The sequence below is a fragment of the Methylophilus sp. YYY-1 genome (assembly GCF_029132825.1).
Classification (GTDB): Bacteria; Pseudomonadota; Gammaproteobacteria; order Burkholderiales; family Methylophilaceae; genus Methylophilus; species Methylophilus glucosoxydans.
In genome coordinates this window covers 1,037,976-1,060,152 of the sequence record NZ_WOVG01000001.1, presented here as the reverse complement: position 1 = coordinate 1,060,152, position 22,177 = coordinate 1,037,976, and the positions used below count along the sequence as shown (strand labels likewise).

Sequence of the window (22,177 nt, the reverse complement as noted above, 5' to 3'; positions counted from 1 at the left end):
AGGCATATCGTCATGAAGTTTGAGCTCAAGGTATTGCAGGGCAGCGAGGTCAGCTGGATGTCGCTGGAGGCGGCCGACCCGCAGGCGGCACGTCAGCAGGCGCAGGCGCGTGGCTATGGCGTCTTGCAGGTGCGCCAGCCGCGTCGGGCATGGGCGCTTCCGCAATGGCCGATCAAAAAGAGCAGCTTTCAGCTCAGCTTGTTTAGCCAGGAGTTGCTGGCGCTGCTGGAGTCTGGCCTGAGTTTGATAGAGGCGATTGAGGGACTGGCCGAGAAAGAGCAGCAAGAGACCTCAAGAGCCGTGCTGACCGCTTTACGGACAGCCTTGTATGAGGGTTTGCCGTTGTCGCAGGCGCTGGCTTTGCAACCCGCGGTCTTCAGCCCTTTGTATGTCGCCTTGATCCGTGCCAGCGAGCGCACCGGCGATATGGCGCAGGCGCTCAAACGCCATGTTGCTTATCAGGCCCAGGTCGATGCCATCCGCAAAAAAATCATTTCAGCGTCGATTTATCCGGTATTGCTCATCGTGGTCGGTGGGCTGGTGGTGCTGTTTCTGCTGGGCTATGTGGTGCCGCGCTTTAGCACGATTTATGAAAGTGGTGGCGACAAGCTGCCCTGGGCCAGCCAGATGCTGCTGCGCTGGGGGCAGTTGCTGCAAGGGCATGGCGAGCTGGTGTTATTGAGCACTATCAGTGGTATCGCGATGCTGTGGTTAGTGTTTTCGCGTCCGGCTTGCCAGGCCTGGATCATGAAAAAAATCTGGCAGATCCCGAGTTTGGGCGAGGCCTTGCGCATTTATCAACTGGCCCGCTTTTACCGCACGCTGGGGATGTTGTTACAGGGAGGAATTCCCTTGTTGACGGCCCTGGGCATGGTGCAGTCTCTGTTACCGCTAGAGATGCAACGCGCCTTGCAGCAGGTGATCGCTGACGTGCGTGAAGGCAAGCCGCTGTCTGGTGCCATGGAGGTGCATGGTTTGACCACTTCCATCGCCAACCGCATGTTGCGCGTGGGTGAGCGCAGCGGCCAGCTGGACGAGATGCTGGGGCGGATTGGGGTGTTTTACGACGAGGATACCGCGCGCCGGGTCGAGTGGTTAAGCAAGCTGCTGGAACCGGCACTGATGGTCATCATCGGCCTCATTGTCGGGCTGGTGGTGGTGTTGATGTATATGCCGATTTTTGAGTTGGCCGGCGCGATTGAATAATCAGCACCATAAATGAAAAATTTCGATTGAATAATGAGCCCCCAAAAAAGAGGTGCGGTTTAGTAGGCGTGTCAGAGGATAGAGGTTGTAGACGGGATGCAAGCTTAAAATGAATATGCAGGATTTATCCATGTTGGAGCAGCCCCTGGGCGAGGCCCCCGTGTTGTCCGGCGACTTGCTGCAGCAGGCGCGACTATTGGCCGCGCAAAGCGGCCGGCCGCTGGTCGAGGTGCTGGAATCACTGAGTGGCTTGGCCGCCGATGCCTTTGTCGAGGCCTTAGGACGCTGGCTGCACTATCCGGTCAAGACGGCGCTGGCCATGCATGCCATGCAGCCCATGTTTGACACCTTGGGCCTCAATGACGCCAATGCCTGGCACGTGATCCTGATGCAAGCGGAGGATCAGTCTTTGCACATGCTGATGGCCGACCCGTTTGATGAGGCCTTGCAGGTACGCTTGCAGCATCTGGTGCGGCAACCGGTGCAGTGGTCACTGGCGCATCGCAATGATATTGCGGCCTGTTTGCAGTTTCACGAGGCGCAAATGCGGGCGATGGATCAGGTGCATGCGGGTGATGCTACCAGCCATGAAGAAGAGGCGCCGGTGGAAGAGCTCTCGCTCAAATCCATCAGCGAAGACAGTAGCCCGGTGGTGCGTTTTGTCCGCTCTACCTTGTACGACGCGCTCAAGGCCGGGGCCAGTGATATCCATCTCGAATCAACGCTGCAAGGCTTGCGCGTCAAATACCGCATTGACGGCGTGCTCACCGAAGTTGGTGGCTTGAATGGCGTGATGCAGGCCGAGCAGGCCATTTCGCGCATCAAGGTCATGTCCGAGCTCGATATTGCCGAGCGCCGTATTCCGCAAGATGGACGCTGCAAGGTGCATGCGCTGGGCCGCGACATCGACCTGCGCGTGTCCATCATGCCCAGTGTGCTGGGCGAGGATGCGGTGTTGCGCGTGCTCGACCGCAAAGCCCTCAGCGAGGCGCAGGGCATCAGCCTGGAAGTCCTTGGATTTGCCCCGGCCTTGCTTGCGCAAATCCGCGCCCAGGCCGAGGCGCCGTATGGCATGTTACTGGTAACCGGCCCCACCGGTAGCGGTAAAACCACCACGCTGTATGGCATGATCTCCGAGATCAATCAGGGCCAGGACAAGATCATCACCATTGAAGATCCGGTGGAATACCAGCTGCCCGGTGTCTTGCAAATTCCGGTCAATGAGAAAAAAGGCCTGACCTTTGCCCGTGGCTTGCGCTCGATTTTGCGGCATGACCCGGACAAAATCATGGTGGGCGAAATCCGTGATGGCGAAACCGCCCAAATTGCCGTGCAATCGGCGCTGACCGGACATTTGGTGCTGACCACGGTGCATGCCAATAATGTGTTTGATGTCATTGGCCGCTTTACCAATATGGGGGTCGATGCCTACAGCTTTGTCTCGGCGGTCAATGTGATTCTGGCGCAGCGCCTGATTCGTGTGATTTGCCCGTATTGCAAGGTGGACGACCAGCCCGATGCGGCCTTGCTGACTAAATCCGGGCTTACCCCGGCCACCGCCAGCCATTACCAGTTTAAAAAAGGCCAGGGCTGTGGCCAGTGTCATGGCAGTGGTTACAAGGGCCGCAAGGGCATTGCTGAATTATTGTTGTTTGATGACCGCATGCGCGAGCTCATCGTATCCAAAGCCCCCATCAGCCAGATCAAGGCACTGGCAGCCACCACCGGCACCCGTTCCATGCGTGAATCCGGGCTGGCCCTGGTGGCCGCGGGCGAAACCACCTTGCAGGAGATTAACCGTGTTACATCATTGGCCTGAGCCCGGCGTCGATTGCCATGCCGCCGCCAGCCGCCGCTGGTGGCAAGCCTACACTGCGCCAGAATTGCGCATTGTGATCACGCATGACCGCATTGTCGCCTTTGAGTGCTCTCGGCGCGGGCGATTGGGTGGCGCTGCACAATGCCTGCAACACACAGTGCATGCGGTGGATGATCACAGTGATGCCCATGCAGCATCCCCGTCTGCGCCATTGTGGGAGACCTTGCGCCTGGTGTTATCAACCTATGCCGGGCAACGCTGGCATGTGGTGGTCGTGCTCTCTAATCAATTTGTGCGCTGGCTGGCCTTGCCCTGGCAAGATCAGATCCGTAGCCGTGCGGATCAGCAAGCCTATTTTGCCCATGGTTTGCAGCAGGCGTTTGGGTCTCAGACGCAGCCATCGCAGCTACGCAGCCAGTGCCCGGGCTATGGCAAGCCGTTCCTGATCAATGCGATTGCCGAGGACTTGCTGACACAGTTACATCGCGACTTTGATGCGGCAGGATTGCCTATCGGCCAACTGCTGCCAGCCTGGCAACTCTCGGCTAACCAAAGTCTGGCGTCGATGCGAAAGCAGGGCAGTGAAGCGGCTGGCTGGATCGTCTGCCGTGAGTCAACCAGCCTGACAGTGGCTTGCCTGCAACACGGTGCCTGGCAGCAGATCCGCACGTTGCCGGTAGACCGCCATTCCCCTGACAGCGATTGGCGGCATACCTTGCGCCAGGTGTTGTTGCGTGAGCAGGCCCTGCATCCTGAGCGGACGCAGTTGCCGGTTTATCTGGCCCAGACCGCACTCGCAGGTCTGCGCCCAGAAGATTTCTCGCCGTTTAACGTCATTGTTTTACCCACGACTGAGCCAGCGGGTCAACCGATGTGGAGTCTGGCCTGATGCGTGCCGCCATGCCAATTTTGGACTTTAATCATGCCGCCGGTCGGCTGCCTGGCCCGGTCGCTTGCGCGCTCGGCCTGATCTTGCTGTTGCTATTGCTGGTGCTGGTACCGCTTTATCAGCACCTTAACCAGCAAAATCAGGCCTTGCAGCAGCAGTGGCTGGCCAGGCAGTCTGCCAGCCGCCCAGCCCCGGTGGTGCAGCTTGCGCCTATCAGCCCGGCCTTGCAGGCCGAGTTGACGCAGGCGCAGGCGCAGATTGCCACGCCGTGGCTGCCATTGCTGCATGACCTAGAACGCGCGCAACAGGCTGAACTTTACTGGATGCAGCTGGTGCCCGATGCCAAGCGCAAACTGGTCAGGATGACGGTGCTCGCACACAAGCGCCAGCAGGGCTGGGCCCTGGTTGAGCGTTTGCGTCAGCAAGCCTCGCTGGCGGCCGTCAAACTCAATAGCAGTGAAAGCACCGAGGTCAATGGCGAGCGCATGACCAGCTTGCAACTGGAGGCCGCATGGCAGTTTTAAATTCAGGGCGTAATGGTAGCGAGGTTTTGAGCCGCGTGTGGGCACGCCTGCAGTTTGCCTGGCAGCACAGCTCCTGGCGTCAACCCTGGTTACTAGGCCTGCTGGTATTGACGCTGGCAGTGGTGATCATGCTGGCGCAAGCCTGGTGGCTGCAGCAAGACTGGCAACAGCGATTGCGTGCACCAGCGGCTGGACATAGCCGCCAGACACAAACGGCCAGGTCGTCCACGTCCTCAGCGAATCAGGCCTTACCGCAGCCTAGACCAGTGTTGGCGCAATGGCCGAGTGAAGAAGACGCCGACCGCGTCAGTGCCGAGATTCTGGCCCTGGCCGATGCCATGGGCATGGTGTTTGAGCGCGCAGAGTTTCAATCCGGCGCGACTGCGCAAAGTGATTTATATGTACAGCGCATCAAGCTGCCGTTGAGTGGCGATTATGTGCAACTGCGGCATTTTCTGACGCTGGTCTTGCAACGCTACCCCAGCCTGGCGCTGGCACAATGCAAACTGCAACGCACCGATGTGCAGCAAGCCGGGCTGGAGGCCTATATTGAATTCAATCTGTATACGCGCAAACGGAGGCCAGCATGAACCGGCAAATCGGCTTATTGGCTGCGCTTGCCATGACCTTGGTTGCCTGCTGGTGGGTGAGCCAGTCTGACAACGAGACCGCGTCCACGCCGGCTGCTGCGACTGTCATGCCTGCCGGGGCGGCCAAGCAGCGCAAACCTTTGTCGCAGGCGCTGCCTGCATTACATGCCGCGTTGACCGACGCGCAACCCGCCACGGCTACGCCGCCTGCGTTGAATGCAGACATCCCGGGGCGAGATAAGGCAAAGATGGATACGCCGACTAGCGATGAAGCAAAAATGGATGAACCGGTAGTCAACCTGTTTGCGGCACTCCCGCCGCCAGCAGTGCCTGCAGAGGCCTTGGTCGAAGCTGGTCCGGTCAACCCGTATACCTATGCCGGCCGCTTGCTGCAAGAAGGCCGCTGGCAGGTGTTTTTAAGTGATGGACAACAACAATATGTGGTGCGTGAAGGTGACCGGTTTGCCGAGGGGTGGCGGGTCACGCGGCTGGATCAGCACAGGCTGGTGCTGCAACATGCCGGAGAGCGCTTTGAAATGATGCTGGAAAATGGGGGAATGCTTTGAGCAAACAGATGAAACAAACAGGCTGGCGTTGGATGTGGCTACTCGGCAGCCCGCTATTATTGCTCAGTTGCAGTCACTGGCAAGCGGTTGAAAAAAATGGCGATGCGGCCTTGGAGCAAGCGCGGCTCTACGCAGCGCGCGGCCAGGATGACGAAGCGATCCGGCTGTTGCAGCCACTGGTAGAGGCAAACCCACGCCAGCCGCAATACAAAAACTGGCTCAGTTTGCTGCAGGAGAAAAAACTGCAAAAGCAATTGCAGGAAGCCGATAGCTTGTTGCAGGCCAAACAATACGATGCCGCCATGACGGGCTATGAACAGGTGTTGCAAGCAGCACCGAATAATCGCGCGGCCAGTGACGGCTTGCAAAAAGTCACGCAAGCCCGCCAGCACGACCAGCAATTAATGCAGGTTAAAAGCGCGATTGCGGCCGAAGATTGGGCCGGTGCCGAGTTTGGCTTGCGCACCGTATTGGCCGAGCAACCTGCGCAGCCGGAAGCGCGTCAGTTATTTGAACAGCTGGAACAAAAGAAAAACGAGCGTAGCAGTGTGGTGCGGCCGTTGCAGTCATCGCTCAAAAAGAAGGTGACACTGGAGCTTAAAAACGCCCCGATCAAGCAGGCGTTTGAATATCTGGGCAAGGCCGGTGATTTGAATTTCTCGTTTGACCAGGAGCTCAGTGATGGCATCCGCGTCAATGTGCTGCTGCGGGATACACCGATTGAACAGGCGCTGGAGGTGATCCTGACCAGCCACCAGCTAGGCAAAAAAATCCTCAACAGCAATACCTTGCTGATTTACCCGCAATCGCGTGCGGCGCAATATGAAGAGCTGTTTGTGCGCAGTTTTTACCTGACGCATATGGATGCCAAGCGCGCGCTCAATATGATGAAAACCGTGCTGCGCGCCAGCGATGTGTATATGGATGAAAAGCTCAATACGCTGGTGATCCGTGACACCCTGGACCGCATCAAGGTGGCCGAAAAACTGATTGCCTCGCAAGACCTCAATGAGCCGGAAGTCATGCTGGAGGTGGAAGTGATGGAGATCAACCGCCGTAACCTGGAAAACCTGGGCATCCAGTATCCCAGCCAGATTGGGGTGGGTGTGCAGGGCAATGCTGCAGGCAGCACGAGTGGCACGCAGCCACAGGCGGGCAAATTAACGCTGACCGAGCTGCGCAACTTTAACGGCAAGCTGGGCGTATTTTCCATCAACGATCCGGCCGTGGTGCTGAACTTGTTGCATCAGGATACTGACACCAATTTGTTGGCCAGCCCGAAAATCCGTGTCAAGAACCGTGACCGTGCCAAGATTCATGTCGGTGACAAGATTCCGGTGCTGACCAGTGTCGCCAGTGCGCAAGGCTTTGTCAGCCAGAACGTGAATTATATCGAGGTCGGCATCAAGCTCGATGTGGAGCCCGTGATCCAGATGCAGGACCAGGTCAGCATCAAGGTCGGCATGGAGGTCAGCAATATTACTGACCAGGTCACCACCAGCTCCGGTGTGCTGGCTTACACCATCGGTAGCCGCAACGCCAATACCACCCTGCAATTGCGCAATAACGAAACCCAAATCCTGGCGGGCCTGTTCCGCGATGACGAGCAGCGCACCCAGCGTAAAGTGCCTGGTCTGGCCAATTTGCCCTTGATCGGCAGGCTGTTCAGCAACAACAATCAGGACAAGCGTAAAAACGAAATTGTGCTGCTCATCACGCCGCGCATCATGCATAACCTGAGCCCGGCCAATGCGGTGTACAGCCTGATTCCATCGGGGGTGGCGGCAATGGCGAATCCGGTAGGGGCAGGCGGCGCACGTACGGTGCAATCTGCCGATGTGGGAGCGCCGTCGCCTAGTGCCGCCCCAACATCCATACAAAATGACCGCTCCAAAGTCGATGCAAATTTTGCGGATCAATTAATTAATTCTGCCCCACCAAACCCATCAGCCAATACGAATACGATGATTATTCAAGGGCAGTAATTGTGAGGGTATCTACAAAAGCATTCGCTGGCTTTACATTGATTGAGATGATGGTGGCGCTGGTGTTACTCGCATTGTTGGCCACCTCTGCCAGTCCGGTATTACAACTCAACGGCAAGCGTGAAAAAGAGCGTGAGCTTAAACGCGCTTTATGGCAAATCCGTGATGCGTTAGATGCCTATAAAGATGCTGTGGATCAAGGACTGATCAAAAAAACGGCAGAAGAGAGTGGATATCCCCCCAACCTGACGATTTTGGTGGCCGGGGTTGAAAATGCCAAAGATGCAAAAAAAAAGAAAATGTTTTTTTTACGCCGCATCCCGCGCGACCCGTTTGCCACTGACCAACAGCTCAGCAATGCCGATACCTGGCGTATCCGTGCCTATGATGGTGCCATCGACGAGATGGCCAAGGATGTCTACGACGTTTCGTCGCGCTCAACAGCCATTGGCATCAACCAGCAACCTTACAGCGAGTGGTAGACAATGAAACGTGGATTTACCTTGATCGAGATGTTGGTGGTGTTGGCGATTCTGGCCATGTTGCTGACCATCGTGTCGCCACGCTTTATGCACATGTTGCAGCGCGCCAAAGAGACCACTTTGCGTCATGACCTGGTCACCATGCGTGACGCCATCGACAAGTTTTATAACGACAAAAACCGTTACCCGGAAACGCTGGACGAGTTGGTCGAGCGCCAATACCTCAAGTCTGTGCCACCCGACCCGATCACCGAGCGTGCCGATACTTGGGTCATCACCTTGCCGCCCAATATCGACGAGCAGGGCAGTGTGTTTGATGTGCATAGCGGCTCGGCACTGCTGGCAGAGGATGGGACCCCGTATGCCTTGTGGTAGGCGAGCGCAGGGCTTTATCCTGATCGGCATGTTTATGCTGATCATGCTGAGCGGCCTGATCTTGTCGGAGGCTGCCACGCGCTGGCAGACGCAAGTGTTGCGCGAGCGTGAGCAGGAGTTGATCAAAGTCGGCCTGGCCTACCGCGATGCCATCGGCCGTTATTACAACCAGACGCCGGGTGTAGTTAAAACCTTTCCTCCTACACTTGAGGCGTTGTATAACGATGAGCGTTTTCCAACGCCACGCCGGCATTTGCGCAAACTCTACTTAGACCCAATCACCCAAGCAGAAGGGTGGGGTGTGCTAACAGCTCCTAGTGGCGGCATTATGGGGGTCTATAGCCTTTCCTATAAAGAAGCCTTTAAAACCAAGGGTTATCGCGGTACGTTACAGTATCTCAATGACAAACGTACTTATGGCGAATGGTATTTTGTGTATGTACCACAACCCATCAGTGGCCGTAATGCGCTTTAAGCTTTTAGCACTGAAGTTGATTTAACTGGTGGTTGTAAACGATTTTAGTTGGTTGCATGCAGCCAGTTTTACAACCGGGAATTATTGAAAAAACCAATCAATTCAATTTGTTAGCTGGCTGGCATTAATATTGCCACTCATAGACCTAAACACCGATAAGAGAGTTGCCATGTCCAGTCAGTTATCCAACCCGCAAGGCTTGATTCGAGGGCTCTACCTTGAGCACCATGCCTGGTTGCGCGCCTGGATACAAAAGCGTCTGGGTTGCCCCAACTGGGCGGCAGACCTCACGCAAGACACCTTTGTCAATCTCTTACTCAAACACGAGCTGCCGGTATTAAACGAGCCACGTGCCTACCTGAGCCGGGTTGCGCATGGCCTGATGGTAGACCATGTGCGCCGCCGGGATCTTGAGCGTGCCTACCTCGAAGCACTGGCCTACATGGCCCCGGCTGAAGTCGGCTCGCCAGAAACACGCGCCATCATGCTCGAGCTGCTGGTGCGACTCGATATCATGCTCGATGGCTTGCCGCACAAAACCCGCACCGCGTTTTTGCTGGCCCAGCTCGAAGGTGCCAGCTATCCGCAAATTTCCGAGCGTCTGGGCGTCTCCGTGCGCACCGTAGGCAGCTATGTTTCTACCGCCATGCTGCAATGCATGACGCTGTTGCAAGAGCCTCCGCATGCGGCCTGAACTCGCACAACAAGTCACCCCGGCTATGCAGCAAGCCAGCGACTGGTATGCGCGTTGGCTCTCAGGCGAGATGGATGAAAAAGCCAAACGTGCCTGGCAAACCTGGCTGGAAGCCGATGAAGAACACAGCCGTGCCTGGCAACAAATTGAGCGCGTACAGCTTTATTTTGGCAAAGTGCCCGGTGCGCTGGCACTCGTCACGCTGCAGGCTCCGCCTTCGGCTGAGCGCAGACGCCTGCTCAAGCAACTGATTCTGCTGCTCATGGTCAGCGGCAGTGGCTATTATGCCTACCGCGAACAACCCTGGCGCGGCATGCTGGCCGACATCAGCACCGAGGTCGGCGAACGCCGCCAGTTAACGCTCGAAGATGGCACGCTGGTGCACCTCAACACCCACTCTGCCATTAACGTGGTCTACAGCAATACTGACCGGATTGTTGAGCTGGTGCGTGGCGAAATTCTGGTTGAAACCGCCCACGAAAACCTGCGCATTTACCGCCCATTCAGCGTGGTGACCAAGCAAGGCATGGCTACTGCGCTGGGCACACGCTTTAGCGTGCGCGAGTGGCAACAGCAGCAACGCGACTACACCAAAGTGAGTGTCTTTGACGGCATGGTCGATGTGCGTGCGCTTGGCCGCAAACAATCCCCGGTGCGCGTCAACGCCCGTGAGTCTGTGGTCTTCTCCGCCAATCAGGTCTATGCCAAAACCAAACTCAAAGCCACCGAAATGGCTTGGGTCAACGGCCTCATCGTCGTCTACGCCATGCGCCTGCAAGACTTTGCCGCAGAACTTTCACGCTACCAGTCCGGCGTGTTGCGCTGCGACCCGGCCGTGGCCGATTTGCAAATCTCCGGCTCGTTCCCGCTCAACGATATCCCCGCCATTTTGCAAACCCTGGAGCAAACCCTGCCCGTCAAAGTCGAGCGTTTCACACGCTTCTGGACCACCCTCAGTCCTGCCTAGCCCGCAATGCCGTCGTGGAGGACCGCTTCACAACGTGTTTTCTGAAGCGATCTTTGCAGGTTTTTTTAAAAAAACGCAATTTTATCTTCCGGTTTTTATTTCTCGTTCGGCATAGCAGTAATCACACAGATTATGCGTATGCAGAAAGTGCTTACCCACATGAAAAATAAAACCGCATCAGGATACACAACACCCCATTGGCTCGCGCTAGGCTTGAGCCTGGCGCTCTCTGCCTGGCAGACACAGGCCGAAACACTCAATGTCAGCCTGCCTAAAAAGAGCTATCAAATCCCGGCCGGGGACTTAAGCGACACCTTGCCCGACTACGCCGCTGAATCCGGCATCCTGCTCGGCTTTGACCCCATCCTCACCCAAGGCAAACGCAGCCCCGCGCTCAAAGGCAAATACGGCGTGCAAGAAGGCTTTGAGGCATTGCTCAAAGACAGTGGCCTAGAAGTCGTGCAAGACAAATCCGGCCGCTACCAACTCCGCCGCGCTGCACCAAAAGCCAAACCGATCCCCGGCGCACCAGAAAAAGAAGATAAAGCACTCAAGCTGGAAGGCATTGAGGTTCGGGCTAAACGCTTTTACGAAGTTGGGCCATTGCCTGGGCTTGGTCTGACGAAAGAGGAAATTCCCGGCAACGTACAAAGTATTTCTGCCAAGGAAATTAAAGAGGCGCATTCTCTAAGTATCACCGACCTCATGAACCGCAAGCTTCAGTCAGTGACGGTAAATGACTACCAAGGTAACCCGTTCCAGATGGATGTGCAATATCGTGGTTTTACGGCAGGACCGCAAATTGGCACGCCGCAAGGCCTGAGTGTGTTTATTGATGGCATCCGTGTCAATGAACCGTTTGGTGATGTGGTGAACTGGGACATGTTACCTATGAATGCCTTGGCAAGCGTGGATGTATTCCCTGGTTCCAATCCGATTTTTGGTTTAAACACCCTGGGTGGCGCCTTCTCCCTCAAAACTAAAGACGGCTTTAATAATAAGGGAGCTGACGTTGATATTTTGACTGGCTCGTTTGGCCGTAAACAGCTTCAGGTAGAAGGTGGCTGGAATAACGGCACAATAGGCTTATTTGGTGCCGGCAACTTCTTTCTCGAAGATGGCTGGCGTCAAAACTCTCCCAGCAGAGTCAACCAGGCGTTTGGTAAAGCCAGCTATAGAGGCGACAAACTGGATTTAAGTCTGAGCACTTTGCTGGTACAAAATAAACTCACCGGGAATGGCTTGCTGCCGAGTGAAATGTGGGCTCAAGATCCTACTAGTATCTTTACTGGTCCAGATCAAACCACGAACAACCTTGCGCAGTTCCAGCTTTCTGGTGCATTTCAGGTCACCGATACTTTTAGTGTAACTGGCCAAGCTTATCGCAGGAATAGCCGCCGTCATCAGGTTGGTGCTGATGTATTTATGGGGATTGATGATGGAGCCCTCGCGCGCCGCATTCCTTCGTCTACAGAGCAATATACTTGTTTGTTTACAAGTAGCGCAAATAACCAGTACGGCGTGCCGGATTACATCGTTGTTTCAATCGCAGAGGACAGTACGCAACCTGGATTTTATGACTCGTTTAGTAACACTTTCATATTGGACGCATTGGGGGGGCTTGCGGATTTAACTATTGCTGCCAATGATCCGACCGGACGCAACTTAGCTAACTATACAGGGGCTTTATTTAATGCTGAGATGCCTGAATATTATGCGAATGTTTTTAAGGATCAATATACATATTATAGAAACTCTTGGGAGACCCTTGTTTATAATCGAGCTGTAGAAGCTTATCGCTATAGTGGTAACTCGCCGGAATTTAACGGAGCAACAGATGGCGGTGAGGATGCCTATAAAGTAGGGGATTTCCGGGCACAGACTTTTCCCGTAGCTACACCAGGAGCAACGGTTTATTTTAATTTGGACAATTATTATTACTCTACCGTTAATGGTGTAAATTACAAAAATTGGGTGGTGCTTACTGCACCTAGAAATGCAGATAACTGTGCAGCCACACAAGGTCTAGACAAATCTGCGAAAGATGGCGCGTTTTCCTATTTCGCGCCTAACTCCTCAACTCTTGCCACTGTTGATGGTGCAGGTAGCGGTACTGGTGGTGTCGTCTATGAAGTTGATCCTGACACCGGAAAAAAATACTACACACCTACAGCGATATTTACTGATAACAATATTGACCAGATCACCAATGGCGCATCAGTACAATTAAACTGGCACCTAGATCATCATAAACTGATGGTAGGTGCATCTATCGATGCTGCAGATGCTACCTATGCTAACAAACAACGGTTGGGCCTATTGGATGCAAGCCGTAATGCGTATCTTGCACCAGATGATATCCATCCCATGTATACCGGTGCAGATGAATGGATTAGCAATAATGACTTTTCTGGGACACAAACAACCAAAAGTCTTTATTTTAGTGAAACTTGGACTCCAGTTGATAGCTGGCATTTCAGCATATCTGGACGTTATAACAATACGCAAACAAAAAACAAGATTGCTGCACGTCGTGGCATTGGAGCCTATGAAATCGGCGATGTGATTGGGTACCCTGATTTTTACAATATTTGTACTGACTCTGCTTGTACAGGCGTTTCCACGCAGTACACCACTCCACGAATTGTGAATGCACTGGATAGTGCTGAGACAGAAAAGTTTACATTCAACTCTTTCAACCCGCAATTGGGTGCCAGTTGGCAAGCCAGGCCTGATTTAAATGTTTATGCAAACGTGGCACAGGGCACACGCGTACCTAGTGTGATTGAGCTTGGCTGCGCGCTGGATCACGGGCCTTCTGGCGTATTTTTAAACGATGGCAATGGTGGTACTTATGAAGTGCCAAAAAGTATTGCAGAGAACCGTCAATGTACTCTTCCAACTACCCTTTCTGGCGACCCTTATCTGCCGCAAATTAAAGCAACTAGTTATGAGTTAGGGATGAGAGGCGTATGGGGTGAGAATACACAATGGAATATCAATGCCTATCAAACTGACCTTAAGGATGATATCTATTTTGTGGCTATTGGCAATGGTCGCGGATTTTTTGACACTGTAGGAAAAACACGTCGCCGTGGCATTGAAGCTGGCGTTAAAGGAAATGTGGATCGTTTGCATTTCGGCTTGAACTACGGCCTCACCGATGCCACGTTTCAAGATGATTTTCTGATGTATAGCGTTGATAACAGCAGCGCAAGAACTTTGAATCCGCTAGGTGAGGGAGTGATTAATGTGAAGCCAGGTGATCGTATGCCAGGTGTTTCATTACACAGCCTAAATGCGACCTTGGGTTACGACCTCACCGACAATTGGAATGTTGGGCTGACCATGGTCGCACATTCTGAAAGCTTTCTGCGCGGGAATGAAAACAACGAACATAAAGTTGGCATATCACGAACCTTCACCGCGATTCGACAAGTCGATGATGGCACCGGTAATGGAACAACTATACCTGAAGTTTATACCCGAGTATTAGCACCGACAACTAACCCAGGAAAGGTGCCTGGCTATGCAACCTTTAACCTGCAAAGTAGCTATCGTTTTAATAAAGAGTGGACAGCAACCTTACTGGTCACCAACTTATTTGACAAAGAGTATTTCACGGCTGGTCGGTTAGGTAGAAACCCTTTTTCACCCAGCGTATTGGGCAATATTGGGCCTGATGGCTACAACCATAACTCTAATGATTGGCGCAGTACAAACTTTATCTCACCGAGTGCGCCGCGAGGTATCTGGTTTAGTTTGAATTGGCATTTCTCGCCTGATTAAGCCCTCAAATAATTCAATTTGACGCCCTGTGAGTAAAGTTATGTTAACGACGTCAGGCTTTTTGCGTCGCCAGCGATTAAACAAGTAAGAGGGTGTAAATGTGAAAAATTCCCGTTGTGTGTATGGAATTTTCCCGATTGGTTTTTGCGATAGTAATTTTGGGTTGCGCTTGGCCTTGATCCGGTAATTTGCATTTGAGCAGTTTTTATTGATAAGTCTATTTTTGGAGCGAGCTGTGGATTTGGTGCCTGATATTGTTGATCTCGTGTTGTATTTGCTGGGTGCGCTCTCGGTGCTGGTGTGGTCCATCATCATCGTCAAAAGCTGGGTGTGGTTCAAGTTGCGCAGTGAGTCCAACAGTTTTTTGTCTGAGTGGCAGCAGGTGAAAACCATTTATGAGTTGCCGCGCATTATTTCGCACAGTAACAGCAGCTTTGCGCGTTTGTGTGATGCGGGGATGCGGGCGATGAATGAGGTGATGGCGAATTCGGTGTTGCGCCGCAACGAGCGCCAGGAGCTGATTTTGCTCTCGCTCAAGCAGCAGGCTTATCTGGAGCAAAAGCGCATGGATGGCGGCGTGGCGGTGTTGGCTAGCATTGGTTCTACCGCCCCGTTTATCGGCTTGTTTGGCACGGTGTGGGGCATTATGAATGCGCTCAAGACGATCACAGCGACGGGCTCTGCCGGGTTGGATGTGGTTGCCGGGCCGATTGGTGAGGCGCTGATTGCGACGGCGATTGGCATTGCCACTGCGGTGCCTGCGGTGTTGGCCTACAACTATTTTATGCGCAAGCAAAAAGTGCACAGGGCCGATATGGAGCAAGTGGCGAGCCGTTTTCAGTCCTTGCTGACACAATCTGGCGTAGAGGGTTAATGCCATGGCGATGTTTAGTGATGGTGAGAGCGAAGATTTGGTCAGCGAAATCAATGTGACGCCGCTGGTCGATGTGATGCTGGTGTTGCTGACGGTGTTTATTGTGACGGCGCCATTGCTGATGAACGCGGTGAAGGTCAAATTGCCGCAGGCCAGTGCCGAGGTGGCGGTGACTGTGCCTAAAACCGCCCACATTAGCGTGACCGATGCCGGGGAGGTGTTTCTGGACCAGCAAAACATGCCGCTAGACACCTTGACCAAAGAGCTGGGCGTACTCAAGCAGAAGCATGACCCGGCGGTGGAGATTTATGCCGATGAGCATGCGCAGTATGGCGTGGTGGCCAAAGTGCTGGCCGCGATTCAGCGCGCGGGCATCAGCAAGTTCAGTTTTGTGATGTCGCCTGAGTCACGAAAGTAACACGCCATGACCACCCTGATTTATCCTCAAGCTCAGCATGACTCACTGCTTTGGCGGGCCGTTGTGCTGTCGCTGGGGTTGCATCTGGTCGTGGTGTTGCTGTATCCAACATTAAGCCAGATTCAGTTGCCTGCCATCCCCGAGCGCATGGAAATTGAGTTTTTTTCGACCAAAGCGCCAGCCCCAGCCGTGCAACAGGTGTCACCACCCGTGGAGACGCCCAAGCCTGCTGAGCCACCCAAGGCTGAACCTAAGCCGATGGTAAAGCCTGTGACGCCTGTAGAGACACCCAAGCCAGTATTGGCAGCGCCTAATAGCCATGACGCAGATTACCGCGTGCAGGAGCAGCCTGTACAGCCGCCCGCCAAGGTTGAGCCAAGCCCGGCGCCGCCTGCGCCCACCAATACGGCCGAGAGTGCGCCGCATGCGACAAGCTCAAGCGCTGAAAACACCGCCAAAGATGCCAAGCCCAGCGCTGCCGCTGTCACCACCGCTGCTGCATCAACCGAGTCTGATGAACTCAGTGCAAGTGATAGCGATGCCTGGGGGGATTATGGCGAACAACTGCGCTCACTGGTGAATAAAAGCAAACAATATCCGGCCATTGCCATCCGCCGTCACCTCGAAGGCGAGGCCACGGTGGTCGCGCAGTTTGTGCGCGGTGAGTTGGTCAATGTGACGGTCGCAGATAGCAGTAAACATGTCCCCCTCGATGAAGAAGCCATGCGCATGGTGAAAAAGGCCATTGCGCAACTCGGTGTCAAAGACAGCCTGAAAAAGAAGAGCTTCAAAATAACAATACCGGTCTCTTTCAAGCTGGAATAACGCGCGGTTTCATGAAGTCAGGCATGCTCAGAAAGTTTATCCCTCACTTTCGCTAACAGGTATGTCTGCTCTCCAACCCCTGTACCTGCCACTTTCCTCCGGTGGGTACAGGGTCTTTTTTTAAGTGAACATTGAGCGGCGTCAGTGGTGATCAATCGTGGTAAAGCTGGTGACCGTTAAATGTAATAAACATAAGCTTTGGGAGAAGCATACACAATATCATTTGCTCTGCAACTGGGTAAATTGCATCTTGTAATCCTCCACCCATTGCTGCGCATGATGGCGTTGTTTGGCGGTTGTACTGGCATGTAGGCTCGCGATGGTTTCACAGGTTTGCTGCGTGACTTTATCAATATGAGTTTGGTAAGCCGAATTCGGGCTGTTTTGCATACGTTCAAACCCTGCGCGGACCAGTTGCGATTTCTCTTCGTTTGACGAGGCTGGATTGCGTAATGCCTTGAGGATAGAGAGCGTATCTTCGTCGCGCCGCAAAATCTCGGCGTAGATGATGGCGGGATCAATGTCACTCTTGGCAATGGCCTGTTTTAAAAGGGTTATTTGTTTTTCGTTTAAATCGCCATACACTTTTTCAGCAAAATCCGTGGATTTCTCTAACCTCACTTCTCGCTGTTCTTCTAACGTTTCCTGCCACCATTCCTCTTTCCATTCCTGGTTGCGTTTTTCCAGCTTTTTCTCGAAATGCTGTAGTTGTTTTTCACTCAGCGTGTCGGCGACTTCGACGATGATAGGGATGATTTTTGTTTGAAGCATCTGCACATTTGATTTGATGGATTCAATGCGCTGGCAGGCCGTTTGTGCGCTCACATCATGGCTGAGGTCATTATGTATTTCATCCAGTAATGACACATACCGCGGTAACTCATTTTTACGATGCCAGGCATGCAAGTCCCGCAGGGCGGGTTTGAGTTTGGCTTTTTGCGCTGCACTAAAATCAAAATAATCATCCAGCCGCCATGCGATGAGTGCAGGTGCGTTGTTGTAGGCGGTCTTGACCAGGCTACAACTCATGAGTGAAAAAGCGAGGGCGAGGATTAAAATTTTTTTGATGATTCGCATGTTTCTACGACCAGGATTGCCGGACTAAGTTTGCGATACTGGCTACTTGTATTAGCACTGTTTTCAGTGCTAATACAAAGGCGCTTTCGGCCTGCCTCCTCGGGTTCGATCTGGCAAGGGAATGAGGCGTGTCAGGCAGCACGCCACTGCCTGATGGCTGGACTAACGTTGATAACCCGGAGGAGGAGGTGGGGGCGGTGGATAATAGGTTGGAACACTTGCTGATGAGGCGCGCTGGCTGCCTTGTGAATAGGTCCTTGCCATGCTGGCAGGCACCGGGATTTTATGTCCAGCTGCATACATGCATTGATAGTAGGCATTATCGTATTTGTCTTGGGCGTTCATGCCACTGACGGTCGCTGTATTGGCGCCGATGGCTCCACCAGACAGCGCACCCATGCCAGCACCAATCGCTGCGCCTTCGCCGCCACCAGTTGCAGCGCCAATGGCTGCCCCTATGGCAGTACCTACAGCGGTCGTGGTAGCGAGACTGGCGTTATATTGCTGGTTAACGGTCTTGCCGCCAATTTGCGTCAGCGCAAAATCCCGGCAAGACAGGTCATCTGCCCTGAAGGCGTTGAAGTCTTTGCCGGTGCCTGGTAGGGCCATGCTGCTGGGGCCTGTGGGGTTAGTCGCGCAGGCAGTCAGGCTCAGCATAAGTAGCAAGGTCATGTGCCTATTGAGATGCATGACAGTCTCCTATTTGGCTGGTGTGTTTGTTGGCGGCGTCGGTGTGACTTGTTTCCAGCCGGCGGGACACTCTTTAACATAGGGGTAATAGCCGTTAGCAGCCTCGCAGTAATACCAGTAGGCATTATTGTTGCTGGCGCTGGTGGCTGGCGCTGTGCTGTTGCCTGGGGCTGCATTTGTGGCATTGTTACTGTCCTGCTCGATATACACCTGTGACTGCGGCTGGGTAATCACCACGGGCGGTGGACTGTACACATACGGGTAAGGGTAGGCGTAGGGTGCGTAGGCATAAGGAAAAAACGGGTAAGGGGCGCCAAAATACAGACCAACGCCGCCATGCCAGCCGCGGCCAGGCGGATGTGCGTATGCAAGTTGGCTAGCGAGGGCGCAGAAGACGCCCAGGCTAAGGTAAATCATCTTTTTGAGTGTGGATGTTAGCGGTTGCATAAGCCCTCCAGAAAACGTTATGTAGATAACAATTCTGACAGAAGGGCTTGCAAAACCCTCCCGATGAGCGGGCTTGGTTTTGTAACGGAGTGTATCTTTAAAACAGCTGAGCGGGGCTATTGACGGTGCGGATGGTAAACAACGCAGGTATTTTTGCCGGACTCCTTGGCTTCGTACATGGCCTGATCTGCGTGACGAATCAACGTATCGACTGTGCAACCATGGTCGGGGAAGATGGCAATACCGATACTGATGGAGACAGACGCAGCATAGCCATTGAGCGGGATGGGTTCTTTCACCACTTGCAGGATTTTGTGGGCGTGCAACAGCATGTCTTCGCTATTGCTGATGTTGATCGCTAGAATGGCGAACTCATCCCCGGCGAAACGGGCGAAGGTGTCCGCTTGTCGCGACATTTTCTGGATGCGACTGGCAATCTCAATCAGTAGCTGGTCGCCTGCAAGGTGGCCATGGAGGTCATTCACTGCTTTGAAGCCATCCAGATCCATAAAAAACAGCGCAAATTTTTTCTGTTCACGCTGACTGCTGTAAATGGCCTGTTGTAAGCGATCCAGAAACAATCGGCGGTTGGGCAGACCGGTGAGGTTATCGGTGTGTGCCTGCTGCCAGATGGATTGTTCAAGCAGTTTAGATTGCGAGATATCGGTATGCGTGCCTATCATGCGCTTGGGGGTGTCTTCGGCGGTGCGTTCCACCACCATGCCGCGAGAGAGTACCCATTTGTAATCGCCATTTTTGCAGCGAATCCGATATTCGATTTTGTACTCCGGCTGTTGGTCATAGAGGTAGGCATTGAGAGAGTTTGTGAAGCGTTCCTGATCTTCTTCGTGAATCAACGCACGTAGTGTCTCTAGTTGCGGGAGCAGCGGCTCACTTTGGTAGCCCAGCATTTTGCGCCAGTTGGGGCCAAAAAAGTAATGCCCAGTGATGAGGTCATAATCCCAAACCCCATCGCCGACGGCATCCATGGCTTGTTTCCACAGCTCCTGACTTTTGGCTTGCTGTTCATAAAATACTTGTAACTGCTTGCTCAGTTCCGTACGCTGAACGATCTCTCTGCGCAACTCCATCAGCTTCATGGCCTGGTTCGCCAGGATGGTCAACAAAGTAAGTTCGGCCTCGCTAAAGTGGCGAGGTACATGGTCCATCACGCAAAAAGTGCCGATGGCATAGCCTTGATCATTAATCAGCGGTATTCCGGCATAGGCACGAATATACGGCGCCTGAATGACAAGCGGATTATTCTTGAACAATGCATCCTGCAGTGTGTCTTCAATCACCAGCCGTGTTTTTTGTTCCACCGTCAGTTGGCAAAAGACATCCTCACGCGGGGCTTCGCAGAGATCTAGTCCTTTGGCAGATTTAAACCATAAGCGGTCCTCTGCCATCACTGTCACGCTTGCAATTGGTGTTGAGAAGAAGGTCGAGGCCAGGGCGACTAACTGATCAAAGTCAGCTTCGGGCGGAGTGTCAAGAATATGATAGCTTTCAACCGCCGCCAGACGTTCTAGCTCTTTATTATGGTTTAACAAGTGAACGGTACTCCATCAAAGCAGACATTAAGTTGGTCACACACTTGGTAAGTTGGTTCTTAAAGCAATCATACGCTAATTAATCTTAATAGATTTGCTGATAAGCTTAACCTTTTTTATTTTGTTTGGTAAATGTTATCTCGATAATTTATCGTTGTTGTAGAGGCTTGTTTGTGATGACAAGCTGTCAGATTCATGTCATTAAATGCCGCTAGGGTAAACTCTGCATGCTTAGAGGTAGGCAGTTGCGGGTCAACACGGTATGCTAATACCTGTCCCGTGATAGGTTAAATCCGCATGCAACCGCAATCCATACAGCAAATCAATCTTTCTTATGACCAGCATCAAGACCGCCTGCTCATGCGTGCGGCGGTGAGTGACGAACAGGAAATCCAGGTCTGGATTACCTACCGCGTGGCAAGGCAGATTTTCAAGGTATTTAATCAGGAGGCGCATTTGCCGGTGTCTGGTCCGTTGCCCTTGTCTGAGCAAAGCCTGCCGGAAGCCACCCAGCAGTTTGTACAAGAGGCGGAAGCCGTAGAGGCCCTGGATGATCTGGACTTTGAGACGGCCTATCAGGCGCCAAAAAGTGTGGTCACCGAGCAAACCCTGCTGGCGGTGGAAACGCGTTTTGTCTCGGTCAACGATCAACTCAATCATGTGCAACTGGTGTGCGCCAATGGCATCAACGTGAATATCAATGTGAACCATGAGCTGGTGCTGGCGATCAGCCGCATGTTGCTGTTGGCCAGCAAAGAGGCAGGCTGGACACTGCCATCCGCGCCAGCCAAGGAACCTCAGCCCGTTTCGAGTATCGTAATGGACATCCCGGTAGAAAAACAGGTATTACATTAATGGATCAAATCACGCTGGGAGACAGCGGTATTCGCGTCTCCAGAATCACCTTGGGCACCATGACTTATGGTGACCAGAACACCCAACAGGATGCAGAACACCAGCTGGATTATGCGCTGGCAAATGGCATTAATTTTATTGATACGGCAGAAATGTACCCGGTGCCGCCCCGTGCAGAAACGGTGACGCGTACCGAAACCATGCTGGGGCACTGGATCAAAAAACAGCCGCGCGACCGGTTTGTGCTGGCCAGCAAGGTGGCCGGACCCCGCCGCGGCATGCACTGGATCCGCGGTGGCCCGAGCGGCATGGACCGTGCCAATATCCGCCAGGCGGTGCATGACAGTTTGCAGCGATTGCAAACCGATTACCTGGATGTCCTCTATCTGCACTGGCCCGAGCGCAATGTGCCCATGTTTGGCCAATATCAATTTGACCCGCATGCGGAACTGGATGCAGAAGGCCAGGCGATCAACTGGGTACCTATCCAGACCCAGCTTGAAGTGCTGGATGAGTTGGTGACGGAAGGCAAAATCCGTGCAATCGGCCTCAGTAACGAGCAACCCTGGGGGTTGATGGAGTTTTTGCGTATTGCGCGCGAGCAGGGCTTGCCGCGCATTGCCGTGCTGCAAAATTGCTATAACCTCATGAACCGCGGTATGGAGTTTGGCATGACCGAAGTGCTTTACCGGGAAGGGGTCGCGCTGGCGGCCTACTCGCCCTTGGCCTTTGGGCACCTCACGGCCAAGTATGTCGATGATCCGGCCACGCCCGGCCGCGTGACTTTGTTTGAGGGCTATGCCAAGCGCTATAAAAAGCCCGCGGTGCCGGCGGCGGCCAAAGCCTATGCCGAGTTGGCCCGTAGCCATGGCCTGACGCCGGTACAGCTGGCCTTGAGTTTTGTCTATCACCGCTGGTTTGTTGGCACCACCATTATCGGCGCGACCAGCCTGGCACAGTTACAAGAAAATGTGGCGGCTTATCAGGTCCACCTGAGCGAAGAGGTGCTGGCGGCCATCGAGCAACAACATCTCGTCATGATGAATCCAGCCCCTTAAGTTGGGCGCAATAGAGGGA

The 22,177-nt window shown here is 53.6% G+C and carries 22 protein-coding genes; 18 read left to right on the top strand and 4 right to left on the bottom strand.

Going from position 1 to position 22,177, the window contains the following annotated elements; genetic code table 11:
• The first annotated feature begins 12 nt into the window (after window positions 1-12).
• From GOC95_RS05060 to GOC95_RS04985, 16 genes are all read left to right on the top strand, one after another.
• Window positions 13-1,206 (top strand): type II secretion system F family protein, encoded by a 1,194-nt coding sequence (locus GOC95_RS05060; RefSeq protein WP_275356143.1) that lies wholly within the window; start codon window positions 13-15, stop codon window positions 1,204-1,206.
• Window positions 1,207-1,336: 130 nt separating this feature from the next.
• Complete coding sequence (locus GOC95_RS05055) at window positions 1,337-3,025, top strand: GspE/PulE family protein (protein ID WP_275356142.1); 1,689 nt, start codon at window positions 1,337-1,339, stop codon at window positions 3,023-3,025.
• Window positions 3,006-3,914, top strand: coding sequence for a hypothetical protein (locus GOC95_RS05050; RefSeq protein WP_275356141.1), 909 nt, complete (start codon window positions 3,006-3,008; stop codon window positions 3,912-3,914). The genes GOC95_RS05055 and GOC95_RS05050 overlap by 20 nt, the downstream gene beginning before the upstream one ends.
• Window positions 3,914-4,438 (top strand): hypothetical protein, encoded by a 525-nt coding sequence (locus GOC95_RS05045; RefSeq protein ID WP_275356140.1) that lies wholly within the window; start codon window positions 3,914-3,916, stop codon window positions 4,436-4,438. The genes GOC95_RS05050 and GOC95_RS05045 overlap by 1 nt, the downstream gene beginning before the upstream one ends.
• Window positions 4,426-5,028: a hypothetical protein gene (locus GOC95_RS05040; RefSeq protein WP_275356139.1), complete on the top strand. Its 603-nt coding sequence runs from the start codon at window positions 4,426-4,428 to the stop codon at window positions 5,026-5,028. The genes GOC95_RS05045 and GOC95_RS05040 overlap by 13 nt, the downstream gene beginning before the upstream one ends.
• A complete protein-coding gene (locus GOC95_RS05035; RefSeq protein WP_275356138.1) occupies window positions 5,025-5,594 on the top strand; it encodes a hypothetical protein in 570 nt (189 codons plus the stop codon). The genes GOC95_RS05040 and GOC95_RS05035 overlap by 4 nt, the downstream gene beginning before the upstream one ends.
• An 8-nt stretch (window positions 5,595-5,602) precedes the next feature.
• Window positions 5,603-7,579, top strand: coding sequence for a type II and III secretion system protein (locus GOC95_RS05030; protein ID WP_275356137.1), 1,977 nt, complete (start codon window positions 5,603-5,605; stop codon window positions 7,577-7,579).
• The gene (locus GOC95_RS05025; protein ID WP_275356398.1) at window positions 7,579-8,061 is read left to right on the top strand and encodes a type II secretion system protein; all 483 of its coding nucleotides are present in this window, start codon (window positions 7,579-7,581) and stop codon (window positions 8,059-8,061) included. Before GOC95_RS05030 ends, GOC95_RS05025 begins: the two co-directional genes overlap by 1 nt.
• 3 nt (window positions 8,062-8,064) lie before the next feature.
• Window positions 8,065-8,436 (top strand): prepilin-type N-terminal cleavage/methylation domain-containing protein, encoded by a 372-nt coding sequence (locus GOC95_RS05020; RefSeq protein WP_194748526.1) that lies wholly within the window; start codon window positions 8,065-8,067, stop codon window positions 8,434-8,436.
• Window positions 8,423-8,911, top strand: a complete 489-nt coding sequence (locus GOC95_RS05015; protein WP_275356136.1) for a type II secretion system protein — start codon at window positions 8,423-8,425, stop codon at window positions 8,909-8,911. The genes GOC95_RS05020 and GOC95_RS05015 overlap by 14 nt, the downstream gene beginning before the upstream one ends.
• Window positions 8,912-9,080: 169 nt before the next feature.
• On the top strand, window positions 9,081-9,605 hold the full coding sequence (locus GOC95_RS05010; RefSeq protein ID WP_275356135.1) for a sigma-70 family RNA polymerase sigma factor: 525 nt from the start codon (window positions 9,081-9,083) through the stop codon (window positions 9,603-9,605).
• Window positions 9,595-10,572 (top strand): FecR domain-containing protein, encoded by a 978-nt coding sequence (locus GOC95_RS05005; RefSeq protein WP_275356134.1) that lies wholly within the window; start codon window positions 9,595-9,597, stop codon window positions 10,570-10,572. Before GOC95_RS05010 ends, GOC95_RS05005 begins: the two co-directional genes overlap by 11 nt.
• A 159-nt stretch (window positions 10,573-10,731) precedes the next feature.
• Window positions 10,732-14,361: a TonB-dependent receptor gene (locus tag GOC95_RS05000; RefSeq protein WP_275356133.1), complete on the top strand. Its 3,630-nt coding sequence runs from the start codon at window positions 10,732-10,734 to the stop codon at window positions 14,359-14,361.
• 235 nt (window positions 14,362-14,596) lie between these two features.
• The gene (locus tag GOC95_RS04995) at window positions 14,597-15,235 is read left to right on the top strand and encodes a MotA/TolQ/ExbB proton channel family protein (protein ID WP_275356132.1); all 639 of its coding nucleotides are present in this window, start codon (window positions 14,597-14,599) and stop codon (window positions 15,233-15,235) included.
• 4 nt (window positions 15,236-15,239) lie between these two features.
• The gene (locus GOC95_RS04990) at window positions 15,240-15,653 is read left to right on the top strand and encodes a biopolymer transporter ExbD (RefSeq protein WP_194748521.1); all 414 of its coding nucleotides are present in this window, start codon (window positions 15,240-15,242) and stop codon (window positions 15,651-15,653) included.
• Window positions 15,654-15,659: 6 nt separating this feature from the next.
• Window positions 15,660-16,478 (top strand): energy transducer TonB, encoded by an 819-nt coding sequence (locus GOC95_RS04985; protein ID WP_275356131.1) that lies wholly within the window; start codon window positions 15,660-15,662, stop codon window positions 16,476-16,478.
• A gap of 219 nt (window positions 16,479-16,697) precedes the next feature.
• Here GOC95_RS04985 and GOC95_RS04980 read toward each other — a convergent pair whose 3' ends face one another.
• The 4 genes from GOC95_RS04980 to GOC95_RS04965 all read right to left on the bottom strand — a co-directional run bounded on the left by GOC95_RS04980 (window position 16,698) and on the right by GOC95_RS04965 (window position 20,245).
• Window positions 16,698-17,555 (bottom strand): DUF6279 family lipoprotein, encoded by an 858-nt coding sequence (locus tag GOC95_RS04980; RefSeq protein ID WP_275356130.1) that lies wholly within the window; start codon window positions 17,553-17,555, stop codon window positions 16,698-16,700.
• 162 nt (window positions 17,556-17,717) lie between these two features.
• Window positions 17,718-18,245 (bottom strand): YMGG-like glycine zipper-containing protein, encoded by a 528-nt coding sequence (locus GOC95_RS04975; RefSeq protein ID WP_275356129.1) that lies wholly within the window; start codon window positions 18,243-18,245, stop codon window positions 17,718-17,720.
• A gap of 9 nt (window positions 18,246-18,254) precedes the next feature.
• Complete coding sequence (locus tag GOC95_RS04970) at window positions 18,255-18,692, bottom strand: hypothetical protein (protein WP_275356128.1); 438 nt, start codon at window positions 18,690-18,692, stop codon at window positions 18,255-18,257.
• A gap of 116 nt (window positions 18,693-18,808) precedes the next feature.
• A complete protein-coding gene (locus GOC95_RS04965) occupies window positions 18,809-20,245 on the bottom strand; it encodes a diguanylate cyclase (RefSeq protein ID WP_275356127.1) in 1,437 nt (478 codons plus the stop codon).
• Window positions 20,246-20,542: 297 nt separating this feature from the next.
• Between GOC95_RS04965 and GOC95_RS04960 the strand changes: the two genes are divergently transcribed.
• Together GOC95_RS04960 and GOC95_RS04955 are read left to right on the top strand one after the other, a co-directional pair.
• Window positions 20,543-21,100 (top strand): hypothetical protein, encoded by a 558-nt coding sequence (locus GOC95_RS04960; protein WP_275356126.1) that lies wholly within the window; start codon window positions 20,543-20,545, stop codon window positions 21,098-21,100.
• Window positions 21,100-22,158 (top strand): aldo/keto reductase, encoded by a 1,059-nt coding sequence (locus GOC95_RS04955; RefSeq protein ID WP_275356125.1) that lies wholly within the window; start codon window positions 21,100-21,102, stop codon window positions 22,156-22,158. Before GOC95_RS04960 ends, GOC95_RS04955 begins: the two co-directional genes overlap by 1 nt.
• The last annotated feature ends 19 nt before the right edge of the window (window positions 22,159-22,177 follow it).